Origin of the sequence: Halobacteriovorax sp. RT-2-4 (assembly GCF_047085445.1) — a bacterium.
Taxonomy (GTDB): domain Bacteria; phylum Bdellovibrionota; class Bacteriovoracia; order Bacteriovoracales; family Bacteriovoracaceae; genus Halobacteriovorax_A.
In genome coordinates this window covers 1,915,190-1,934,466 of record NZ_JBKIXY010000001.1, presented here as the reverse complement: position 1 = coordinate 1,934,466, position 19,277 = coordinate 1,915,190, and the positions used below count along the sequence as shown (strand labels likewise).

Below are 19,277 nucleotides of genomic sequence, written 5' to 3'. Positions count from 1 at the left end.
ACTAAATTAAATAGCTACTTTATAATACAATCATGGATCATTGGATTACTAATCACTAAATATACAACACATTCATTCAGCAAAGAGTATTTTAAAAAGTTTATCGTTAATAACTTTAGTAGAAAATCTTTTAATCGCAAGTTCCCTACTACGTTCACCCATTTCATCAATTTCTTTCGTAGAAAGACTTAAAAACTTTTTCATACCTTTAAATAGAGCATCACTTGACCTTGCTTCAAAAGTAATACCATTCTTATTACTAATTACTTGACGGCACCCAGGAACATCACTTGCCAATAGTACACACTTCATTGATGCTGCCTCAATCATGACTCTAGATAACCCTTCTCTATATGATGGTAAAACAAGAGCTTTTGTATTATCTAAAATAGTTGCTACATCATCGGAAAAACCTAAATATTCGATTGAAGACCCATCTAGCATTTTCACCAGCGCACTTTTCGAAATATGCCCCTGGTTCCCAATATCTATATTTCCGACAATGCCAATTTTTGCATTGGGAAATATATTTAGAATATCCTTACTCGCATTAATAAACTCGAATATCCCTTTATCTTTTATAATTCTACCAATGAATAAAAAATCAAACTCTCTATCCGAGGTATTATTCCCAGAAGGAATTAGAGCTGTAATATCAACACCACTTCCCTCTATAAGTTGAAAATTATGAGGCCTTACCCCTTCATTTTTTATTAGTTCAAAATCATCTTCATTTTGAAAAATAATAGCCCTTGCTGAAGGGAATACTAACTTATACATCAAAACAACTAAAGATTTGACCATTCCCTTATTAATAAAAACAGTACCTAGGCCAGTAACATTATTGATATAGGGAATATTTAAAAGTTTACACACCGCGCCACTGAATACATTAGGTTTAATTGTAAAGTTCATAACTACATCTAATTTATGACAATTATAATATTTCAAATAGAACATGAGCAGTTTAAGATTTGACACAATCCCTAGAGATTTTCTCTCTAAAGAACTATTAATCACTTTAACGTTTGGTGCCAAATCCCCTAACTTCCCCTCAAAGCCATCATAACCAACAAGTACATGAACACTATCAAATCTCGAAGCTAGTTCACGAATCATTGATTTTCGGAAGTTATATACATACCAGGCATTTGATGCAACCACCCCTATATTATTAGACACACGACCTCTTTTTATTTAATATCTTGTTAAATTATTTTAAGTTTATAAAGGTAAAATATGAGAAATATTTCTGTTATTGGATTAGGATACGTGGGCCTACCGGTTGCCGTCAACTTTGCAAAAAAAACAAGCGTGATTGGTTTCGATATTAATGAAGCACGTATAAATGAATTACACGCTAAAAAAGATTCAACTAATGAAATTAATTTTGAAGATTTCGAAAATATAAACATTAAATTTACGAATAAAATTGAAGATCTTAGAACTGCTGATTTCCATATCGTGGCAGTACCAACACCTATCGACGATTCTAAAAAGCCAGATCTCAGACCAATAATTGGTGCAAGTAATACAGTAGGAAAAGCATTAAAAAAAGGTGATATCGTTGTATATGAATCAACTGTTTACCCAGGAGTCACTGAAGAAGTATGTGTTCCAATACTTGAAGAGTTATCTGGCCTCAAACATGGTACAGATTTCTGGGTGGGATACTCGCCAGAAAGGATTAATCCTGGCGACAAAGAACATACTTTTACAAAAATCACCAAAGTTGTGGCCGGTTGCTGTGAAGAATCCCTCAAAATTATTTCTGAAACTTATGCGAGTGTAGTCACTGCAGGGGTCCATGAAGCATCATCAATTAAAGTCGCCGAAGCTGCTAAAGTTATTGAAAATACTCAACGTGACGTAAATATTGCTCTTATAAATGAGCTTGCACTTATTTTTGATAAAATGGATATCAACACTTTAGAAGTCCTAGAAGCAGCAAGTACAAAATGGAACTTTCTTAACTTTAGGCCTGGCTTAGTTGGTGGTCATTGTATCGGAGTAGATCCGTATTACCTTACTCACAAAGCTGAACAACTTGGTTATCATCCAGATGTTATTTTAAGTGGCCGAAAAATTAACGACTATATTCCAAAATTTATTGCAGAAAAAGCAATTAAGTTAATGATAAAGAACAAGATTAATCTAGCTAGTACAACTATAACTATCCTTGGCCTCACTTTTAAAGAAAACTGCCCTGATTTAAGGAATTCGAAAGTTGTAGATATTATAAGCGAAATAAAATCTTATGGTATTAAAGTTCAAATTCACGAACCTGAAGCATCTGCAGAAGAAGCTCTACATGAATATGGACTTGAAATAACAAAAGACATAAGCAAACTTGAAAAAACAGATTTAATTATTGGCGCCGTAGCCCATAATATCTATTCGAAAGAATATTTAAAAAATATAATCAATGACAATACAATCATTCTAGATGTTAAAAACTTCCTTAAAGGTTTTCATAACGGAACCTATTGGAGCCTGTAAGATATGAGCATGAAAGGAATCATTCTAGCAGGTGGTACAGGGACTAGATTGTACCCTGCTACATTCTCAGTATCTAAGCAAATACTGCCAATTTATAATAAACCAATGATTTACTACCCTCTCAGCGTTTTAATGCTTGCGAATATAAGGGATATTCTAATAATTACAACAAATAGAGACTTAAATACATTTAAAGAGCTTTTAGGTGATGGATCGCAATTCGGCATCAATTTAGAGTATGCAATTCAAGATGAACCAAAAGGATTAGCTGAAGCATTTATCATTGGAGAGGAATTTATTGGCGACTCGTCTGTTTGTCTAATACTTGGTGATAATATCTTTTATGGGCAAGGAATAAGAGAAAAACTTGAGTCTGCTTCTAAGATACAATCAGGAGCAACAATTTTTGGATATTATGTTAATGACCCTGAGAGATATGGAGTAGCAGAAATTGATGACCAATACTATGTAACATCAATAGAAGAAAAACCAAAAAATCCAAAATCTAATTATGCTGTTACTGGCCTATACTTCTACGATAATAGCGTAATTGAGAAAGCTAAAAATGTTACTCCTTCAGATCGTGGAGAACTAGAAATTACATGTATAAATAATGCTTACCTTAAAGAAAAGAATATTAATATGGAAATCCTAGGTAGAGGTATAGCATGGCTTGATACTGGTACGCATGAAGCACTACTAGCAGCGAGCAATTTTGTTCATGCCATAGAAAATCGACAAGGTTTACAAATAGCATGTTTAGAAGAAATAGCTTTTTTAAAGAAATGGATTACAAAAGAAGATATTATAAACCTAATAACGAAATTGAAAGACAACACATATTCTACGTACTTAAAAAGGGTCATAAAGTATGAGTAAAAATATCCTTATCTCTGGCGGTTCAGGCTTTATTGGATCAAACTTTATCAACTATTTCATAGATAAATACAAAGATTATCAAATTATCAATGTAGATAAGCTTACCTATGCAGCGAATGAAGATAATAACCAAGCATTATCAAACAGAGATAACTACCACTTTGTTCAAGCAGATATATGTGACACTCAAAAAATATATTCAATAATTGAAAAATATAATATTACGGATATTATTCATTTTGCCGCAGAATCACACGTAGATAACTCCATCAATGGCCCTGAATCTTTCATTAAAACAAATATAAACGGAACATTTAATTTATTAGATGCTAGCTACAAATACTGGTTAAAGAATAAACAACTAGATACATCAAGGTTCCATCATATCTCAACAGATGAGGTATATGGTTCTTTAGAAAAAGATGGATATTTTACTGAATCTTCACAGTATGCACCTAATTCACCATATGCTTCATCCAAAGCTGCATCGGACATGCTTGTTAGAAGCTATCATAAAACATTTGGACTTAATACAGTCACTACAAATTGTTCAAATAATTACGGTCCTTACCAACATAGAGAAAAGCTAATTCCAAAAATTGTCTCAAATGCCTTAGAAATGAAACCGATTCCAATCTACGGAAGTGGGCAAAATGTTAGAGATTGGCTACATGTAATTGACCACTGCAGAGCAATTGACACAGTTTTTCACAACGCCAAAAACGGAGAAAAATATAATATTGGAGGAAACACGGAAATTAGTAATATTGAAATTGCAAAATTGATTTGCAATATTATTAATGAACTTTTACCAGAACGTGAAAATGATCACAACTTACTTATAACATTTGTTGAAGATAGATTAGGACATGATTTTAGGTATGCAATAGATTCTACTAAAATTAAAAATAATTTAAATTGGTCGCCTAGTATTGATTTCGAAACAGGAATTAAAGAGACAGTTAAACATTTTTTGAATCTAAATAACTCTTAATTTCACTTATTGAAGAGTTTGATAACACATCAATAATTGATAAGTAAGGAATAAATAAGTCCGTGCCTTGTTCATAAACAAAGCTTGGTAACTCTATAAATTTCAAGTCAATCCCATTATCATTAAATGGGCCATCAGAATACAAATCCCGCCCACCCGGTAAATTAAAATACTCAGTAGTTTTTAAAGCCTTACAAATTTCAATTATTCTATCTTGCCCTTTAAGTTCACTGGAGATTTTAAATTCACTCGAACGATAAAATACGGTTTTGAGATCTAATAAGCTTGTAACTTTTTTAAGTTGATTTTCTAAAAAAATAGATAATGAAGTATTTTGACAGATATCCTTAGAAAATAAATAATCGATCATTTTTATTCCATATAAAGACTTACTATATGAATGAAGAAGAGTTTTTCTTAAGTTTTCGATAGAATCAGAACAAATATCAATTTCATTAATTTTTTTATTAATGCTAGCTTTCTTCAAACTTAATGTAATCAGCTTTTTTTCTTTATTAACTATTATATTATTTCTGTTTATCCAACCTCTTTTAATGAAGTTCACATCATCAAAAATCACAAAATTATCAACACTTGCTATTAATTGTATATAACCAAGATATGGTAAAAAATATGGTTGCATAACTGCTGTTTTAATAAATACCTACTCTTTTAAAATCTTTATAATTCTATCAACATCATTATCACTTAAGTCGGCAAATAAAGGTAAACATAAAATTCTAGATGAAATATCTCTTGAAATATTACAAATATTTGAACTATTTATTAATGTATCTAGTGAAGGCATAAAGTACCTTCTAGGATATATATCCAATGCATTCAAAGACAACATTTTAGCATTCAATTCTTTTTCAGATTTGAATAATATTGGTGCATATGAATAGTTCCATTCAACTTCCATATTTAGATTTTGAAATATATATCTATCATTCAATTGATTTTTATACTTATGATAAATAAGTTTTCTTCTATTAACAGAATCTTCAAAAACATCAAGCTGTGAAATCCCCATAACAGCATGAACTTCACTCATCTTTGCATTAATACCAAATACTTTTTCGCCTTCTATATCAACTACTCCAAATGAACGAAGGCTTCTTAATTTATCAGCTAAATCAGTATCATTAGTAATAATCGCTCCACCTTCTATTGTCTGAAAAACTTTAGTTGCATGAAAACTCAAAGTGGAGGCTTTTCCATAAGAAAGTACACTTCTCCCCTCTTTCGTAACACCAAAAGCATGAGCTGCATCATATATCAAATGAACGTTATTCTCTTTAGCAATAAATTCAAACTCTTCAAGAAAACATGGTTGACCAAAAACATGGACAGGTAAAATGGCTTCAACATCTAAAAGGTCATCCTTACTAACTAAGTTAGGAGAAAGATTAAATGTTTCATAGCAAATATCAGTAAATATGGGCTCTATTCCTTCCCATTTTAAACTACTCATTGTAGCCAAAAAAGAAAAAGGTGTTGTTAATACCTTTTTACGTATTCCCAAAGCCTTATATAATAACTGTAGTGCAATTGTACCATTAGATACTAAAATAACATTTTCAACATCAAGAAAGGCCTTAAGCTTCTCCTCTAACAGTTGTACAAAAGGTCCATTGTTCGTGAAGTTATTTGATTCTAAAACTTTAGAAATCAAAGACTCATATTTTTCAATATTTGGGATATAGGGTTTTACAACATTAATATTCATTTAGAATTCCATATTTATAATTGATGATTTAATCATTAAAATATAAGATATTGCAAGGAGTATCTATGATTGAACTGAATGCAATTGAATATAACCTTAATGATTTGAAAATGAAGATAATCACTCTTGGAAAGGAAGATCATCACGATTGTCTTATTATCAGGAATGCCTTAAACAAATATAACATAGATGAATGGTCAGAGTTTTTAACAAATACCTGCAAGCTATCAAGAGATACTAGACACTATCAGATAGACTCCACTCTTGTCTCAGCAGACTGGTGGGAAATAAGCTACGACCCCTTAAACAGTCACACGTACGCGCACAGTAATACATCACAACCTTTCCATACTGACAATGCATGGTTCCAAAACCCATCTCCCATAAATTTTTTCATAATGAAAAAACAAGCTATAACAGGTGGAGAACAATTTATTATTCCACTAGATGACTTAATTGATAATTTAAAATTAAATAATCCAGAGTTATTAAATAAGCTAACATCAATCAATGTAGATATTCAAAAAGGTACTACAGATTATAAATACAGAGGCCCAATAATAAATCTAGAGAAAAAGCTTATACACTGGAACTACTATAGAACAAATAAAGAGAACAAGACTATTAATAATATGTGTGATGAGTTTTTCAATTATCTTAAAAGTTCACATGTATTAGACATAACACAAACAATAAAATTGAACACCGGTGATGCCTTATGTCTTGCAGACGTAAAATTACTACATGCAAGAAACTCATATGAAGCAAATAATAAAGGGGATAGAGTTTTATTACAATCAATGTGGAAACTAAATGCTAATTAATATACTTAAACAATCTTTAAATATAAGAAATAAAATTGGTGGAACAAACCCGTGGTTTAATATTTTTCACTTTCAGTTTTTAACGACATATCACCATAATAAATGGCTTAAAAAATATTCTAAAGATTTAAATGGATTAGTATTAGATTATGGCTGTGGCCTTTCACCATACAAATGTTTATTTAAAGATAATAGCTATATAGCTGCAGATATCTACAAAAACAACAATGAAGTACTTTTGATAAAAAATGGCTACGAATTGGAACTTGGAGATAATTCAATAGACTCTATAATATCAACTCAAGTACTTGAACACGTAGAAGACATCAATCTTGTTCTCAGCGAATTCAAAAGAGTACTAAAGCCTGGAGGAAAGGCTATTATTACAATGCCATTCATGTTTTATGCTCACGGGCAACCCTACGACTTTAGAAGATACACAATCCAAGGCTTAGTAAATAAATTAAAAGAGCACAATTTTAAAACGATCAAAAAGAATGAGTTTGGAAATATATTTACAACTTCAACTATCTTCACACTTGCATCTTTAGAAATACAAAACAGAAGATCCATACAAGTATTAAAAATTCTTTTAATACCAATATATTTTTTACTTTGCCCATTACTTAACATGCTAGCTCTTGCTCTAGGACCTATTGATAAATCTAGTTCTTGCTATTCGTCTTTTGGATTAATTATTAAAAATGAAAAATAATAAAATTGCAGTCATAGGTAATACAAATAATTATCCATATATGTTAGCTCTAGCCCTGGCTAAATATGTAGACACAGTAGATCTTTATTACGATTCTCAAGATCAACTCCATAATCCTATGAACTATGAAGACAAACCACCTAGTAATCTAAATATAATTAACATAACAGGAGTCAATAATCCTTTTCTATCATTTTGGATTCCTACAAAGAAATCTAAAGAACTATCTAAAGCCTTAAAGAAATACGATTTAATATTAGTTAACAATCTTTGGTTTAATTTTGTTAAACTAAGGAGTAACAAAAAATACTTTTGTCTTTTTACTGGTTCAGATATAGATATTTACTCAATCCCGAAAAAAATTTTTAGACTCACACAAAAAAACAACAGACCGTTTATAGGTTTTATAAAAGGCTTGATCTTAGCTCTATGCTCACTATTTCAAAGGTATGCTATAAAAAACTCAATAGGATATAATTATTTTCCAACAGGAATTATTCCGGAAGGAGACAAAACCCTAAAAGACATATCTGAAAATACAAATATTATAAAAACATGTTTTATGATGACTGACTGTGACAGGCGTATCTATATACCACCAACAAATCAAAATAAAAAAATTGTAGTAATCCACACTGCCAGACATGTATGGAAAGATTTAAATGATGATCCATCATATACGCAGTTAGACAACAAAAGAAATGACCTACTAATAAAAGCATTAAAACAATACACTGATAACTACAGCAAAGAAATTGAACTAATAGCATTTAAAAAAGGGAAAGATTGGAAGGAAACTAGAGATCTAGCAAAAAAGTTAAATGTAGATCAATACATAACATGGTTAGATACAGTTACCCAAAAGAGATTATTCGAAATGTACTATCAATCAGATATTGTTGCAGACCACTTTGGACCAGGTAGTGTAGTTGGGATGGCCGGTTTAGACGCAATGGCAATGGGACGCCCATTAATAGCTCACGCGAGACCTGAAATATTTGAAAAGGTAACAAAAACGAAATCTCCAATCTGTCATGCATCCGATGAATTTGAAATATACAATCATCTTGTTAGATTATCCAAACTGGATGAACGAATTAAAACAGCAGAAGACTCGAGAAATTATGTTTCAGAATTTTTTTCCTCTGATAGTTTTGCACATAGTATTATTAAACTATAAAGCATTCTCCCATTAAGAACTCTTTTTTCTTAAGAAAAAATACAGTACGAAAATCACTAAAACATTAATGATTGATATTGTTAATGAAATAGAAGCTATCCCCTCGGCACTTAAACTATTTCTAAAATTATAATAAACTGACAATTGCAATAAATATGAAATAATCATTGTTAGCATAATTATTCGACTTAACTCAATCGCAATTAAAATTCTACTTAATATCATCAATAAACACTGTACAGGAATATGAAGAAAATAAACTGATTGGACAATAGCTATATTAGAAAGATCTACAACAGAAAGAGCTTTATTTGAAAATATAAAATCCACTAATAAGGGTGAAATAAAAAAAAGAACTATACTAAAAAGTAGAATTGATAAACCTAAAAAAATTAACACTTTAATATGTACTCTAACTTTCTGTACAATAAAATTCAAATTTTTTCCAGAAAAGTATGGTAAGGCGACTGTCCCTAAGCACGCTACTATAACAGAGGAAATCGCAGAAGGTACTTTGTTAGAATATGAAAGTATTGACAGCTCTCCTTCTCTATTTCCAGTCAAAATCATTCCCTCTATCATCGGTACAAACGCACCAATCAAAAATCCCGCTATAATATGTTTAGATTTGACTAATAAAAATATATATTTTTTTAAGTTGTACTTACGAAAGCCAATAAGTTTTAAATCAATTGAATTATAATAAAATAAAATCAAAACCTCTAAAAACTGGCCCAACATCATTAACTTTAATATGTAATAAACATCAGGATCTTTAAAAAAATACAATAAAAGAACTACAGCAGGAGTTACACATGGAATAAGAGCGTTTTTTAAAAACTCTCTCTTATGCTGTAAGTAACCATACAAAATAATCTGCATGGAATTTAAAATTGCATAAGGAATAAAAAAATATATACTATTAAGATTTGAATTTATATTCAAAAAGTTCTTACCAATAAGAGCCCAAATGATAACAATCATTAAAACAAAAATTGTATTATATAAGAAAGTATTCGTATAAAAGAATTTTTCGTTTCTTGTCTTTGGTAATTCAGCAATAAAAGTAGCCTGAACACCATTCATCAAAATAACAACAGGAACAATAATAAATGTTAAATTATATAAATATATATCTAAGCTTCCAGTTGCACCAAAAATTGATGCAATCAATATTTCTTTTCCAAATCCTATCAATTTTGCAATAGAGCTACCTGATATACTTCGTAATAATGAATTAAAAAAGGATACTGCTAGTAAACTTCGAGCAGAATCGAGATATTTTTTTATACAGAACTCCAATTTCTAAAATACATTTTTATTATAAATATAAACAAAAAATAATATAAAGATTATATTAATAAATGTACAATTTTAAAAAAATATTAAAAAGGTAATCATTGCATGTGTGGAATCAATGGATATATTTCAAACTTAAATACAAATAACATTGTTCATATGAACAACGCAACTCACCACAGAGGCCCTGATAACCATGATTACTTTTCAATAAATAATGTAACACTTGGCCATAATCGGTTATCTATTCACGATTTATCTAATAACGGCTCACAGCCTATGCATAGTAAATCAAAAAAATGGGTAATTGTTTTCAATGGAGAAATCTACAATTTTAAAAAACTTAGGGAAAAGTATAATCTAGAAACTAAATCACAAAGTGATACTGAAGTTTTAGTCGAACTAATTGATAAAATTGGAATTAAAAATACACTCAATGAGCTAATAGGAATGTTTGCATTTGCGGCTCTTGATAAAGAAAATCAAAACCTATACCTTGCTAGGGATAGAGCCGGAGAGAAGCCTCTTTATTATTATAAAGATGATTCACAATTAATTTTCTCATCAGAATTAAAAGCTGTTTTTCCCTTATTGGACAAAATAGAAATTAAAGAAAATGCACTACGTTCTTTCTTTTATTACAATTATATTCCGGAAAGTAATTGCATTTTAAAAAATACAGAAAAAGTCAGTCCTGGTGAATTCGTAGAAATATGCTGTAAAAGCTTAACGACAAAGAAAGAGCAATACTGGCACATCAATCAAAAATATGAAAAACTTAAAAATACATACAAAGGAAGTTTTGACGATGCAGTAAGAGATCTTGATAAGATTCTTACCGAAGTAGTTGAAGAACAACTTGAGTCAGATGTACCAATCGGATGTTTTCTATCTGGTGGAGTTGATTCTTCTATCATTAGTGCTATCGCACAAAAGATCTCAAATAAACCTATTAATACTTTTAGCATTGGTTTTGATGTAGAAGGCTTTAATGAAGCTGAGTATGCAAAAGAGGTCGCAAACTCCTTAAAAACAAACCATACAGAGCTCTACGCCTCTCCCCAAGACTGTATCAATCTCATAACAGACATTGCCTATATTTACGATGAGCCCTTTGCTGATTCATCACAACTACCTACTCTATTACTCTCACGATTAACAAAAGAATATGTAACAGTATGTTTAAGTGGTGACGGAGGTGATGAAGTATTTGGTGGTTATAATCGTTATTTTTTAGGTAATAAAATTCAAAACATTTGCAGTAAAACTCCAAGTTTTATTAGAAAAATAATAGCGAACACAATTTTATCTTTTGGCACAGAAACAATTGATAAGATTTCACCAATACCTGGTGATAAACTACACAAACTTGCAAATGTTCTCAACTATAGTGATGATTATGATTTCTATGAAGGACTAATTACACACTGGAAAAATATCTCACCTTTAAAAAATAAATCCCTCATACCAGATAGATATACTTTCAATAATGGTGATTCATTTATTGAAAAAATGATGTTACTTGATTTTCAAACGTACATGTGTAGCGATATTTTCACCAAGGTAGATAGGTCATCAATGAGTACGAGCCTTGAAACAAGGGCACCATTAGTTGATCAAAGAGTTGTTGAATTCGCTATGTCACTACCTTTAAAATATAAAGTAAATGGCACTAACGGAAAATATATCTTGAAAGAAGTACTTTATAAGTACATCAATCGTGACCTTATCGAACGACCTAAAATGGGTTTTGGAATACCGATCGAAAAATGGCTTAGATACGATATAAAAGACTGGGCCGCAGAGGTGCTCGCAAGAGATAATGAATTCCTAGACCACAAATTAATTCAAAAGATGTTCAATGAACACATAGAAGGAAAAAGAAACTGGGGCTATCTATTATGGGATGTCATTATTTTTCAAGAGTGGTACAAAAACTATATTAAATAATAGATTTCCATAATGAAAATATCTTCTGAGAATTTAAGCTCTCCCTAGTATATTTTATAGAGTTTCTTGATAAAGACTCCCTTAAAAAAATATCACTTGATAATTTACCCAACGCCTTTTTAAGTTCGTTAATATTACCATTTTCTACTAGTAACAAATTTTTACCATTATCAGACAGCTCCCTAGGACCATCTGGACAATCATAACTTATAGAAGGAACACCTAACGCTAGTGATTCTACAAGAACATTCGGATAACCTTCAAACTCTGATGTCAAAACAAAGATATCAGAATTGATCATCTCATTATATATATCATTACTATTGTCATTAATATGTATATTATGGTGTTTGGTTTTAGAGTATGAAATTAAATGCTCTTTCAATTTACCGTGACCAAATATATCTAATCGCCAAGAATTATCAAACACAAGAGAGAACGCATCAATCAAATCCTCAAATCGCTTTTCTTGACTATATCTCCCTACTGCAATAATTCTCTTTCGTAATTCGTATGAAGACTTTTCTAATTTATCAATTATACTATTGTATGGATTTGGAATTATTTTAATTTTGTCCAATTTTACACAAAGTAAGTTTTTAGATAACTCTTTTTTATTCTGACTTGTTTGAACAACAATAACATCTGCTAACAAATAAAGAAATCGGCGTAATATACTTAACAGAGAGAATTTATTCAAAAAATACACACTACTTCTCTCAGACGCTATTAGCCTAACTCTTAGAAAAAGTGTCGAAAGTATCAATAAAATATTAACATTAGTTAAAAATGAAATTACACAGGTATATGAATTATTTTTTATTATCTTTCTAATAGCCAGAATCTTTGAAAAAGATGATTTATTAGCACTATAATCTTTAATAAAATGTACATTAACACGTGGATCAATATCGTAATAAAGATCTTTTGCATCAAAATAAGTTAACAAAAGACCCACATCATAACCATTTTTAATAAATTGCTTCGTTAATATTGAAACTACTCGTTCAGCTCCACCACTTCCCATTGAGCTTAAAGCAAAAAGAACCTTCTTATCCATTTATATGCTTATCCCATTTATCTAGTATTCTATGACAGTTAAAATTAATACTTCTCTCAAATGCCAACTTAGAATAATTACTATATTCTCCAGAATAAATATCTATTATATTTTTTGCCCAAATTTTATAATCAGCAGAGCTCACAGGAACATTTAAAAGAACTCCAAATTTAGAATTGTCTTTGTACAATATCTCTCTAGGCCCCGTCTTACAATCAGCAGCCACTATTGCTAAGCCACAAGCCATTGCCTCGATAATAACATTTGGAGAGCCTTCAAAATAAGAAGTAAGTAGTAAGGTACTTCCCTTATAAAAATATTTAAAAGGGTTATCTTGTTTACCACAAAATTTAACATGGTCAGAAAGGCCCATATCTAATACCAGTTTTCTAAGCCTATCCTTTTCTACACCATCACCTATTATTGTTAAGCTAAATTCTGAATCAAGTGCAATTACTGAAGAAAAAACACACAATAAGCCATCGAGGTTTTTAACAGGATCTAAACGGCCACAAAAAATTAAACTTTTATTCTTTTTGATTGTAGTAGCTTTACTTGAAATTGCATCAAGATCTAGGCCATTTTCAATTACAACAATAGTATTACAATCTAAGCCCATTTTTATCAAAATCTCTCTACAATCATTGCTATTGCATACTATTAGGTCAGAATACACATACAAATATTTGATAAGAAAAATATATAAAAAGCCTAGTTTTTTAGTAAAATAATACTCTGGATTTGTTCTAACACTTACGATTGCTTTATGTTTTGAATATAATTTACACAATATATTAATAAAATTATTAAACTCCATAAAAGATACAAGTGTATCGTTACAAGTCAGCTTTGTTGCCAAAAATAGCGGAGCAAATATTAGTAATAAAAATCTATTACATTTTAACTTAGTTAAGATTGGTATATGCTTTTCAACATTATAGAAGTTTTCTGTAGAGAATGAAAAAACAGAGCAAATGGAATTTAACCTAGCTAAGTAAGATACTTGCCTTTCAGCGCCACCCTTGGCCAATGTCCCAATTAAAATATAATTCAATATTTTACCCTACTCTAAATAACTATTAAGTAATATACACTGATATACTGTATGTGTTAAAAAAAAAAGGCAGTCTTACGACTGCCTTCCTTTTAAAATCAATTTTAGATTTTCGAATTAACCAGCAAGGAATACTGAGATAAGTACGAAAATTACAAGTGATTCCATAAGTGCAAGACCTAGAATCATTGGAGTTTGAATCTTGTCAGCAGCAGATGGGTTTCTTGCGATACCTTCTAGAGCTACAGAAGCAGCTTTTGATTGTGCAGCAGTACCACCGTATGCAGCGATAGCCATTGCTAAGAAATACGCGATGTACTTAATTGCTTGAGTGTTTTCCATAATAGTCTCCTAAAACGTTCGTTACTTTGATCAAGTAACTGTTAAATTATTAAGTTTAAGTTTTTATTAGTGTGCGTGGTGCTCATCATGATCGTGGTGAGCAGTTGCAAGACTAATATAAACCATTGATAACATTGTAAATACGTAAGCTTGAATAAAACAAACTAGAAGTCCAAGTAAGTAGAATGGAATTGCAGCACCAAACATACCAACGTTCACACCAAGAATTTCAAGGTTAAGGAAAGTTGTTAATACGTGGTGGTCACCCATCATGTTACCTCTAAGACGTAGTGCTAGAGATAGAGGACGAATAAAGTTTGAAAGAATCTCAATTGGGAAAATTAAGATTGCCATGTACCAAAGTGGACCTGCAAAGTGTGCAAGGTAGTTCATCGTACCAAGTTCTTTACAACCTTTAATGTTGTAGTAAACAAATGAAAGTACACCAAGAGCAAGAGTTGTGTTGATGTATTCAGTTGGAGGTAAGAAACCTGGAACAAGACCAATTACGTTCGCTAGGAAAATTGTAATAAATAGGAACGAAATGAACTTGAAATATTTTGGTGCATCTTCTTCACCGATTACGGCACGACATTGAGTCATGATAAAAGATCCGTACATCTCAACGATGTTTCTTAGTGAAATTCCTCTATCTGGAACTACTGTCTCTTCAAGAGTCATTTTAGAAACGCGCATTCTATAAAGAAGAGCTACAAGTAAAATGATGATTGCAACAAAAGACTTAGTGAAGATGTGATCAACGTAACCTAGGTGAAAAACATGAGAAAGTTCACCAAGCCACAGAAATCCACCTGCTGCGTATGTATTTGTCGCTAATAAAGTAGTTAAAAGAAGGGCTATTTTTTTCATTATTAGTCCTTTTTGATGCTGGCGCCCAGCACAAATATATTTAAGAAATAATTTATTACCGGTATAATTATCTTACTTTGAAGAATTTGTACACCAAATAATAGGGCCCCGATTAAAATAACAAGCTTACCTATAAATAAAAACGCTAGATACTTTCCATTGGCTTTATAACCATCGATGCGATGTGGCTTTATCAGCTCATCTACGGCCATCCAGAACATCACTAAATATAAGACAGTTGCTGCGTAACAAATAGCGAACGCTGTCCATTCCATACCTGGAGTCAATAAATATAGACACACTGCAGCCATAGGAAGTGACAGCATAAAAAAGCGAGGGAAACTAATTTTATTAGATAGATCTTTAATCATGAGAATTATCTACTTCTTACGAAGAGCATAGACAACCATCGAAATTAAAATATTTCCAATTACCGCTAGAAAAATTCCTACGGCCCAACCTTGAGTGATGACACCTTTTTTAACGAGCTCCCAAAGTCCCCAGGCCACAACTAATGCCGTTGAAGGTAGTGACATGGCAAGTGCCATTGGCTTTATCCATTTTGGGTCATAAAGGGCCATCTAACGCTTCCTCGCAACACGACGCTCATATACAGAGTTTAGTCGATCTTGAATAACCTTGTTATTTGGGTACTCACCTAAGATTGAATAGTAGAGATCGTAGGCTGTTTGAAGACGCTCCAATGTCTCATAGCAATTGGCCATAAGAAAGATGGCGCGAACTTTTAGGTCGCGGCGATCTTCACGTTTGATGTATTCACGAAAGTATTGAACAGCGCGGTTCCAATCTTGCGATTCAAAATACATGATTCCAGATTGAAAGAAGCTATCAACGAAGTACTTATGGTTTCCATTATTATGCATAGAAACTAAGTGCTCAGTCGCCTTATCATATTCCTTAAGTTTGATATAAGAACGAGCAAGACGAAATTCATATAGATCGTGATTTGAAAGTTTAGGTCTAAAGGCCGAAAGCTTGTTATAAACTTCAGCAGCCTTCGCATAATCATTAATATAAAGAAAAGCGATCTCGCCAATTCGTTCTTGTGTTTTTACAAGCCAAACAGGATCTGTCGTAAGTTTAGGAATTTTTTCGTAAAAGGCAATTCCACGATTATATTGTCCAAGAGAGACTGCGTAGAGTTCAGCAATCTGATAATTGATTTTGATTTTAATTTCATCATTTGGCGCCATCTCTAAAATCTTATGATACTGCTTCACTGCCTGAGCGTACTCTTGATTAGAGATATGATTTTGCGCAATTAGGATATCTTTGTGAATTCTTGGCGTGAAATCACAAGACGTAAGTAAAATGAGGGCCAGTAAAAAACTGGCCCTTATGAATTTATTCTTCAGAAGTTGATCCATCTTCATCATCTGCTTCAATAATTTTTGCAATTGAAACAACCTTCTCACCTTCTTTAGGCTTAATTAGACGTACACCTTGAGTCGCGCGTCCCATTAGAGAAACACCACTTACTTTCGTACGAACAACTTGCCCGCGGTCAGTAATGATCATTAGATCATCTTTGTCAGTAACAGGTTTAATTTGAACAATCTCACCATTCTTATCTGTAAGTCTCATTGCAAGAATACCTTTCCCACCACGAGTTTGCTTACGGTATTGTGAAGATTCAGTACGTTTACCGTACCCATGCTCAGTTACAGATAGGATTTCCATTTGGTCATCAATTAATTCCATACCGATAATTTTTTCTTCATCAGTATTGATGTTGATACCCTTAACACCTTGAGATACACGTCCCATTGGCCTTGCATCATTAGTATCGAAACGGATGATCTTACCAGCTGAAGAACATAGAAGGATATCTTTTGATCCATCATTAATTCTTACGTTAACAATATGGTCACCATCTTGCAGTTTAATTGCAATTAGTCCCGATTGCTTAACGTTTGAATATTCTTCAAGAGCTGTCTTCTTAACTAGACCTTTGTTAGTTGCAAAGATTAAGTACTTCTCATTAAGATCCATATCGTGTGGAACACAGATAATTTCTGTTACACGATCACCACTTGGGATTTGGATAAGGTTTGCAATATTACGTCCCTTAGAAGTTCTAGTTCCTTCAGGAATTTCGTAAACTTTCTTTGAGAATACTTGCCCACGGCTTGTAAAGAATAGAAGCTTATCGTGAGTATTTGCCGTAAAGATATTTGTGAAGAAGTCATCATCGTTTGCAGCACCCTTAACACCTTTACCACCACGCTTTTGCGCTTTGTAAGTGTCAAGTGGCATACGCTTTACGTAACCTTTGTGAGTGATTGTAACAATCATCTCTTCACTTGCTACAAGATCTTCAATTTGAATTTCGTCTGCTTTTGCAACGATTTCTGTTCTTCTCTCATCACCGTATTTTTCAATAACTTCAGTGAATTCTTCTTTAATGATTGCTTTGATTTTATCTTCAGAACCAAGGATTCCTTCTAAGCGATCAATCTCTTTCATAATTGCTTCGTAGTCAGCAATAATCTTATCTCTTTCTAGACCTGTTAGACGTTGTAGTCTCATGTCTAGAATTGCTTGAGCTTGAATCTCGCTTAATGAGAATGTACTCATTAATTTCTCACGAGCATCAGTTGGCCCGTCAGATTTCTTGATCATCTCAACTACTTCATCAATATTTTCAACAGCTACTTTCAAACCTTCTAAGATATGCGCGCGCTCACGTGCTTTCTTAAGTTCGTATACTGTACGACGAATAATGATTTCTCTTCTGTGATCAATGAAACACTCAAGCTGTTCTTTGATGTTTAGAACTTTTGGTGATGAGTTAACAATTGATAAGAAAATAATACCAAATGATGATTGTAGTGCAGTTTGCTTATAAAGCTTATTCATGATTACAGTTGCGATCTCACCTTTTTTAAGGTCGATTACAACACGAATCCCTTCACGAGATGATTCATCACGAAGGTCTGAAATACCAACAAGTGATTTAGAGTTTACAAGTTCAGCAATCTTTTCAATTAGCTTAGCTTTGTTAACTTGATATGGAAGTTCAGTAATAACAATTCTTTCACGATCTTGTTTCTTACCGTGAATTTCCACATCCATCTTTGCACGCATCTGGATAACACCCTTACCTGTTTTATAAGCAGAGCGAATACCTTCAGTTCCATGAATTGTTCCAGCAGTTGGAAAGTCTGGACCAGGGATAATCTTCATAATGTCTTCAATCGACATTTCACGATTATCTACAAGCTCAGTAAGCGCCGTCATAACTTCTGTTAAGTTATGTGGAGGAATATTTGTTGCCATACCTACAGCAATACCAGCCGAACCGTTAACTAATAAGTTAGGGATTTTTGTTGGAAGAACTGTTGGCTCTTTAAGTGAGTCGTCGTAGTTAGGTTGCCAATCAACTGTTTCTTTATCTAAGTCTTTTAGCATCTCTTCAGAAAGCTTTTGCATTCTGATCTCTGTATACCTCATGGCCGCAGCGTTATCACCATCAATTGAACCGAAGTTACCTTGACCTTGAACCATTGGATATCTCATTGAGAAATCTTGGGCCATACGTACGATTGTATTATAAACCGCAGAGTCACCGTGTGGGTGATACTTACCAATAACGTCACCAACAACACGGGCAGACTTTAGGAATGGTTTATTATGGTAGTTACCTAGAGAGTGCATTGCATACAGACAACGACGGTGAACAGGTTTCATCCCATCACGTACATCTGGAAGTGCACGACCTACGATTACCGACATTGCGTAATCGAGGTAACAGTTTTTCATTTCATCGCGAATACCAATTTGTTGAATATTCCCGTGGTTATGGTTTCCACCATCACCATTATCATTTTCATTTGTGATATTTGTTTCATCAGTCATAAA

19 protein-coding genes are annotated in these 19,277 nt (G+C 32.3%); 7 read left to right on the top strand and 12 right to left on the bottom strand.

Annotation, left to right across the window (positions count from 1 at the left end):
• Positions 1-72 precede the first annotated feature (72 nt).
• Positions 73-1,182, bottom strand: a complete 1,110-nt coding sequence (locus ACMAYL_RS09295) for a glycosyltransferase family 4 protein (RefSeq protein WP_412471012.1) — start codon at positions 1,180-1,182, stop codon at positions 73-75.
• A 57-nt stretch (positions 1,183-1,239) separates the two neighbouring features.
• Between ACMAYL_RS09295 and ACMAYL_RS09290 the strand changes: the two genes are divergently transcribed.
• The 3 genes from ACMAYL_RS09290 to rfbB are packed head-to-tail and all read left to right on the top strand — an operon-like array spanning position 1,240 to position 4,372.
• A complete protein-coding gene (locus tag ACMAYL_RS09290) occupies positions 1,240-2,499 on the top strand; it encodes a nucleotide sugar dehydrogenase (RefSeq protein WP_412471011.1) in 1,260 nt (419 codons plus the stop codon).
• Positions 2,500-2,508: 9 nt separating this feature from the next.
• Positions 2,509-3,378: a glucose-1-phosphate thymidylyltransferase RfbA gene (gene rfbA, locus ACMAYL_RS09285; protein ID WP_412471063.1), complete on the top strand. Its 870-nt coding sequence runs from the start codon at positions 2,509-2,511 to the stop codon at positions 3,376-3,378.
• Positions 3,371-4,372 carry a dTDP-glucose 4,6-dehydratase gene (rfbB, locus tag ACMAYL_RS09280; RefSeq protein WP_412471010.1) on the top strand — a complete coding sequence of 334 codons (1,002 nt, stop codon included), beginning with the start codon at positions 3,371-3,373 and terminating at the stop codon, positions 4,370-4,372. The genes rfbA and rfbB overlap by 8 nt, the downstream gene beginning before the upstream one ends.
• Here the strand turns inward: rfbB and ACMAYL_RS09275 are convergent.
• Both ACMAYL_RS09275 and ACMAYL_RS09270 read right to left on the bottom strand, forming a co-directional pair.
• A complete protein-coding gene (locus tag ACMAYL_RS09275) occupies positions 4,341-5,015 on the bottom strand; it encodes a WbqC family protein (RefSeq protein WP_412471009.1) in 675 nt (224 codons plus the stop codon). The two genes, rfbB and ACMAYL_RS09275, sit on opposite strands and share 32 nt — an antisense overlap.
• 21 nt (positions 5,016-5,036) lie before the next feature.
• A complete protein-coding gene (locus ACMAYL_RS09270; RefSeq protein ID WP_412471008.1) occupies positions 5,037-6,101 on the bottom strand; it encodes a DegT/DnrJ/EryC1/StrS family aminotransferase in 1,065 nt (354 codons plus the stop codon).
• Positions 6,102-6,166: 65 nt separating this feature from the next.
• On the opposite strand from ACMAYL_RS09270, the gene ACMAYL_RS09265 reads away from it, so the two are divergent.
• The 3 genes from ACMAYL_RS09265 to ACMAYL_RS09255 are packed head-to-tail and all read left to right on the top strand — an operon-like array spanning position 6,167 to position 8,820.
• Positions 6,167-6,925, top strand: coding sequence for a TauD/TfdA family dioxygenase (locus tag ACMAYL_RS09265; protein ID WP_412471007.1), 759 nt, complete (start codon positions 6,167-6,169; stop codon positions 6,923-6,925).
• Positions 6,915-7,640 carry a methyltransferase domain-containing protein gene (locus ACMAYL_RS09260; RefSeq protein ID WP_412471006.1) on the top strand — a complete coding sequence of 242 codons (726 nt, stop codon included), beginning with the start codon at positions 6,915-6,917 and terminating at the stop codon, positions 7,638-7,640. Before ACMAYL_RS09265 ends, ACMAYL_RS09260 begins: the two co-directional genes overlap by 11 nt.
• Positions 7,630-8,820: a glycosyltransferase gene (locus ACMAYL_RS09255; protein ID WP_412471005.1), complete on the top strand. Its 1,191-nt coding sequence runs from the start codon at positions 7,630-7,632 to the stop codon at positions 8,818-8,820. The genes ACMAYL_RS09260 and ACMAYL_RS09255 overlap by 11 nt, the downstream gene beginning before the upstream one ends.
• 12 nt (positions 8,821-8,832) lie before the next feature.
• On the opposite strand, the gene ACMAYL_RS09250 is transcribed toward ACMAYL_RS09255, so the two are convergent.
• Positions 8,833-10,017, bottom strand: coding sequence for a lipid II flippase MurJ (locus ACMAYL_RS09250; RefSeq protein ID WP_412471004.1), 1,185 nt, complete (start codon positions 10,015-10,017; stop codon positions 8,833-8,835).
• A 207-nt stretch (positions 10,018-10,224) separates the two neighbouring features.
• Here ACMAYL_RS09250 and asnB point away from each other — a divergent pair, with 207 nt between their 5' ends.
• Positions 10,225-12,069 (top strand): asparagine synthase (glutamine-hydrolyzing), encoded by a 1,845-nt coding sequence (gene asnB, locus ACMAYL_RS09245; RefSeq protein WP_392910786.1) that lies wholly within the window; start codon positions 10,225-10,227, stop codon positions 12,067-12,069.
• On the opposite strand, the gene ACMAYL_RS09240 is transcribed toward asnB, so the two are convergent.
• From ACMAYL_RS09240 to gyrA, 8 genes are all read right to left on the bottom strand, one after another.
• Positions 12,062-13,129, bottom strand: coding sequence for a glycosyltransferase (locus tag ACMAYL_RS09240; RefSeq protein WP_412471003.1), 1,068 nt, complete (start codon positions 13,127-13,129; stop codon positions 12,062-12,064). The two genes, asnB and ACMAYL_RS09240, sit on opposite strands and share 8 nt — an antisense overlap.
• A complete protein-coding gene (locus ACMAYL_RS09235) occupies positions 13,122-14,183 on the bottom strand; it encodes a glycosyltransferase (RefSeq protein WP_412471002.1) in 1,062 nt (353 codons plus the stop codon). The genes ACMAYL_RS09240 and ACMAYL_RS09235 overlap by 8 nt, the downstream gene beginning before the upstream one ends.
• Before the next feature lie 117 nt (positions 14,184-14,300).
• A complete protein-coding gene (locus ACMAYL_RS09230) occupies positions 14,301-14,525 on the bottom strand; it encodes an ATP synthase F0 subunit C (protein ID WP_103218593.1) in 225 nt (74 codons plus the stop codon).
• Between the two features lie 66 nt (positions 14,526-14,591).
• Complete coding sequence (gene atpB, locus ACMAYL_RS09225; RefSeq protein WP_103218594.1) at positions 14,592-15,395, bottom strand: F0F1 ATP synthase subunit A; 804 nt, start codon at positions 15,393-15,395, stop codon at positions 14,592-14,594.
• Positions 15,396-15,397: 2 nt separating this feature from the next.
• Positions 15,398-15,766 (bottom strand): hypothetical protein, encoded by a 369-nt coding sequence (locus ACMAYL_RS09220; protein WP_412470497.1) that lies wholly within the window; start codon positions 15,764-15,766, stop codon positions 15,398-15,400.
• Positions 15,767-15,775: 9 nt separating this feature from the next.
• Positions 15,776-15,976, bottom strand: a complete 201-nt coding sequence (locus ACMAYL_RS09215; RefSeq protein ID WP_412470498.1) for a hypothetical protein — start codon at positions 15,974-15,976, stop codon at positions 15,776-15,778.
• Positions 15,977-16,813, bottom strand: a complete 837-nt coding sequence (locus ACMAYL_RS09210) for a tetratricopeptide repeat protein (RefSeq protein ID WP_412463500.1) — start codon at positions 16,811-16,813, stop codon at positions 15,977-15,979.
• Complete coding sequence (gene gyrA, locus ACMAYL_RS09205; protein WP_233189727.1) at positions 16,761-19,274, bottom strand: DNA gyrase subunit A; 2,514 nt, start codon at positions 19,272-19,274, stop codon at positions 16,761-16,763. The genes ACMAYL_RS09210 and gyrA overlap by 53 nt, the downstream gene beginning before the upstream one ends.
• Between the last annotated feature and the right edge of the window lie 3 nt (positions 19,275-19,277).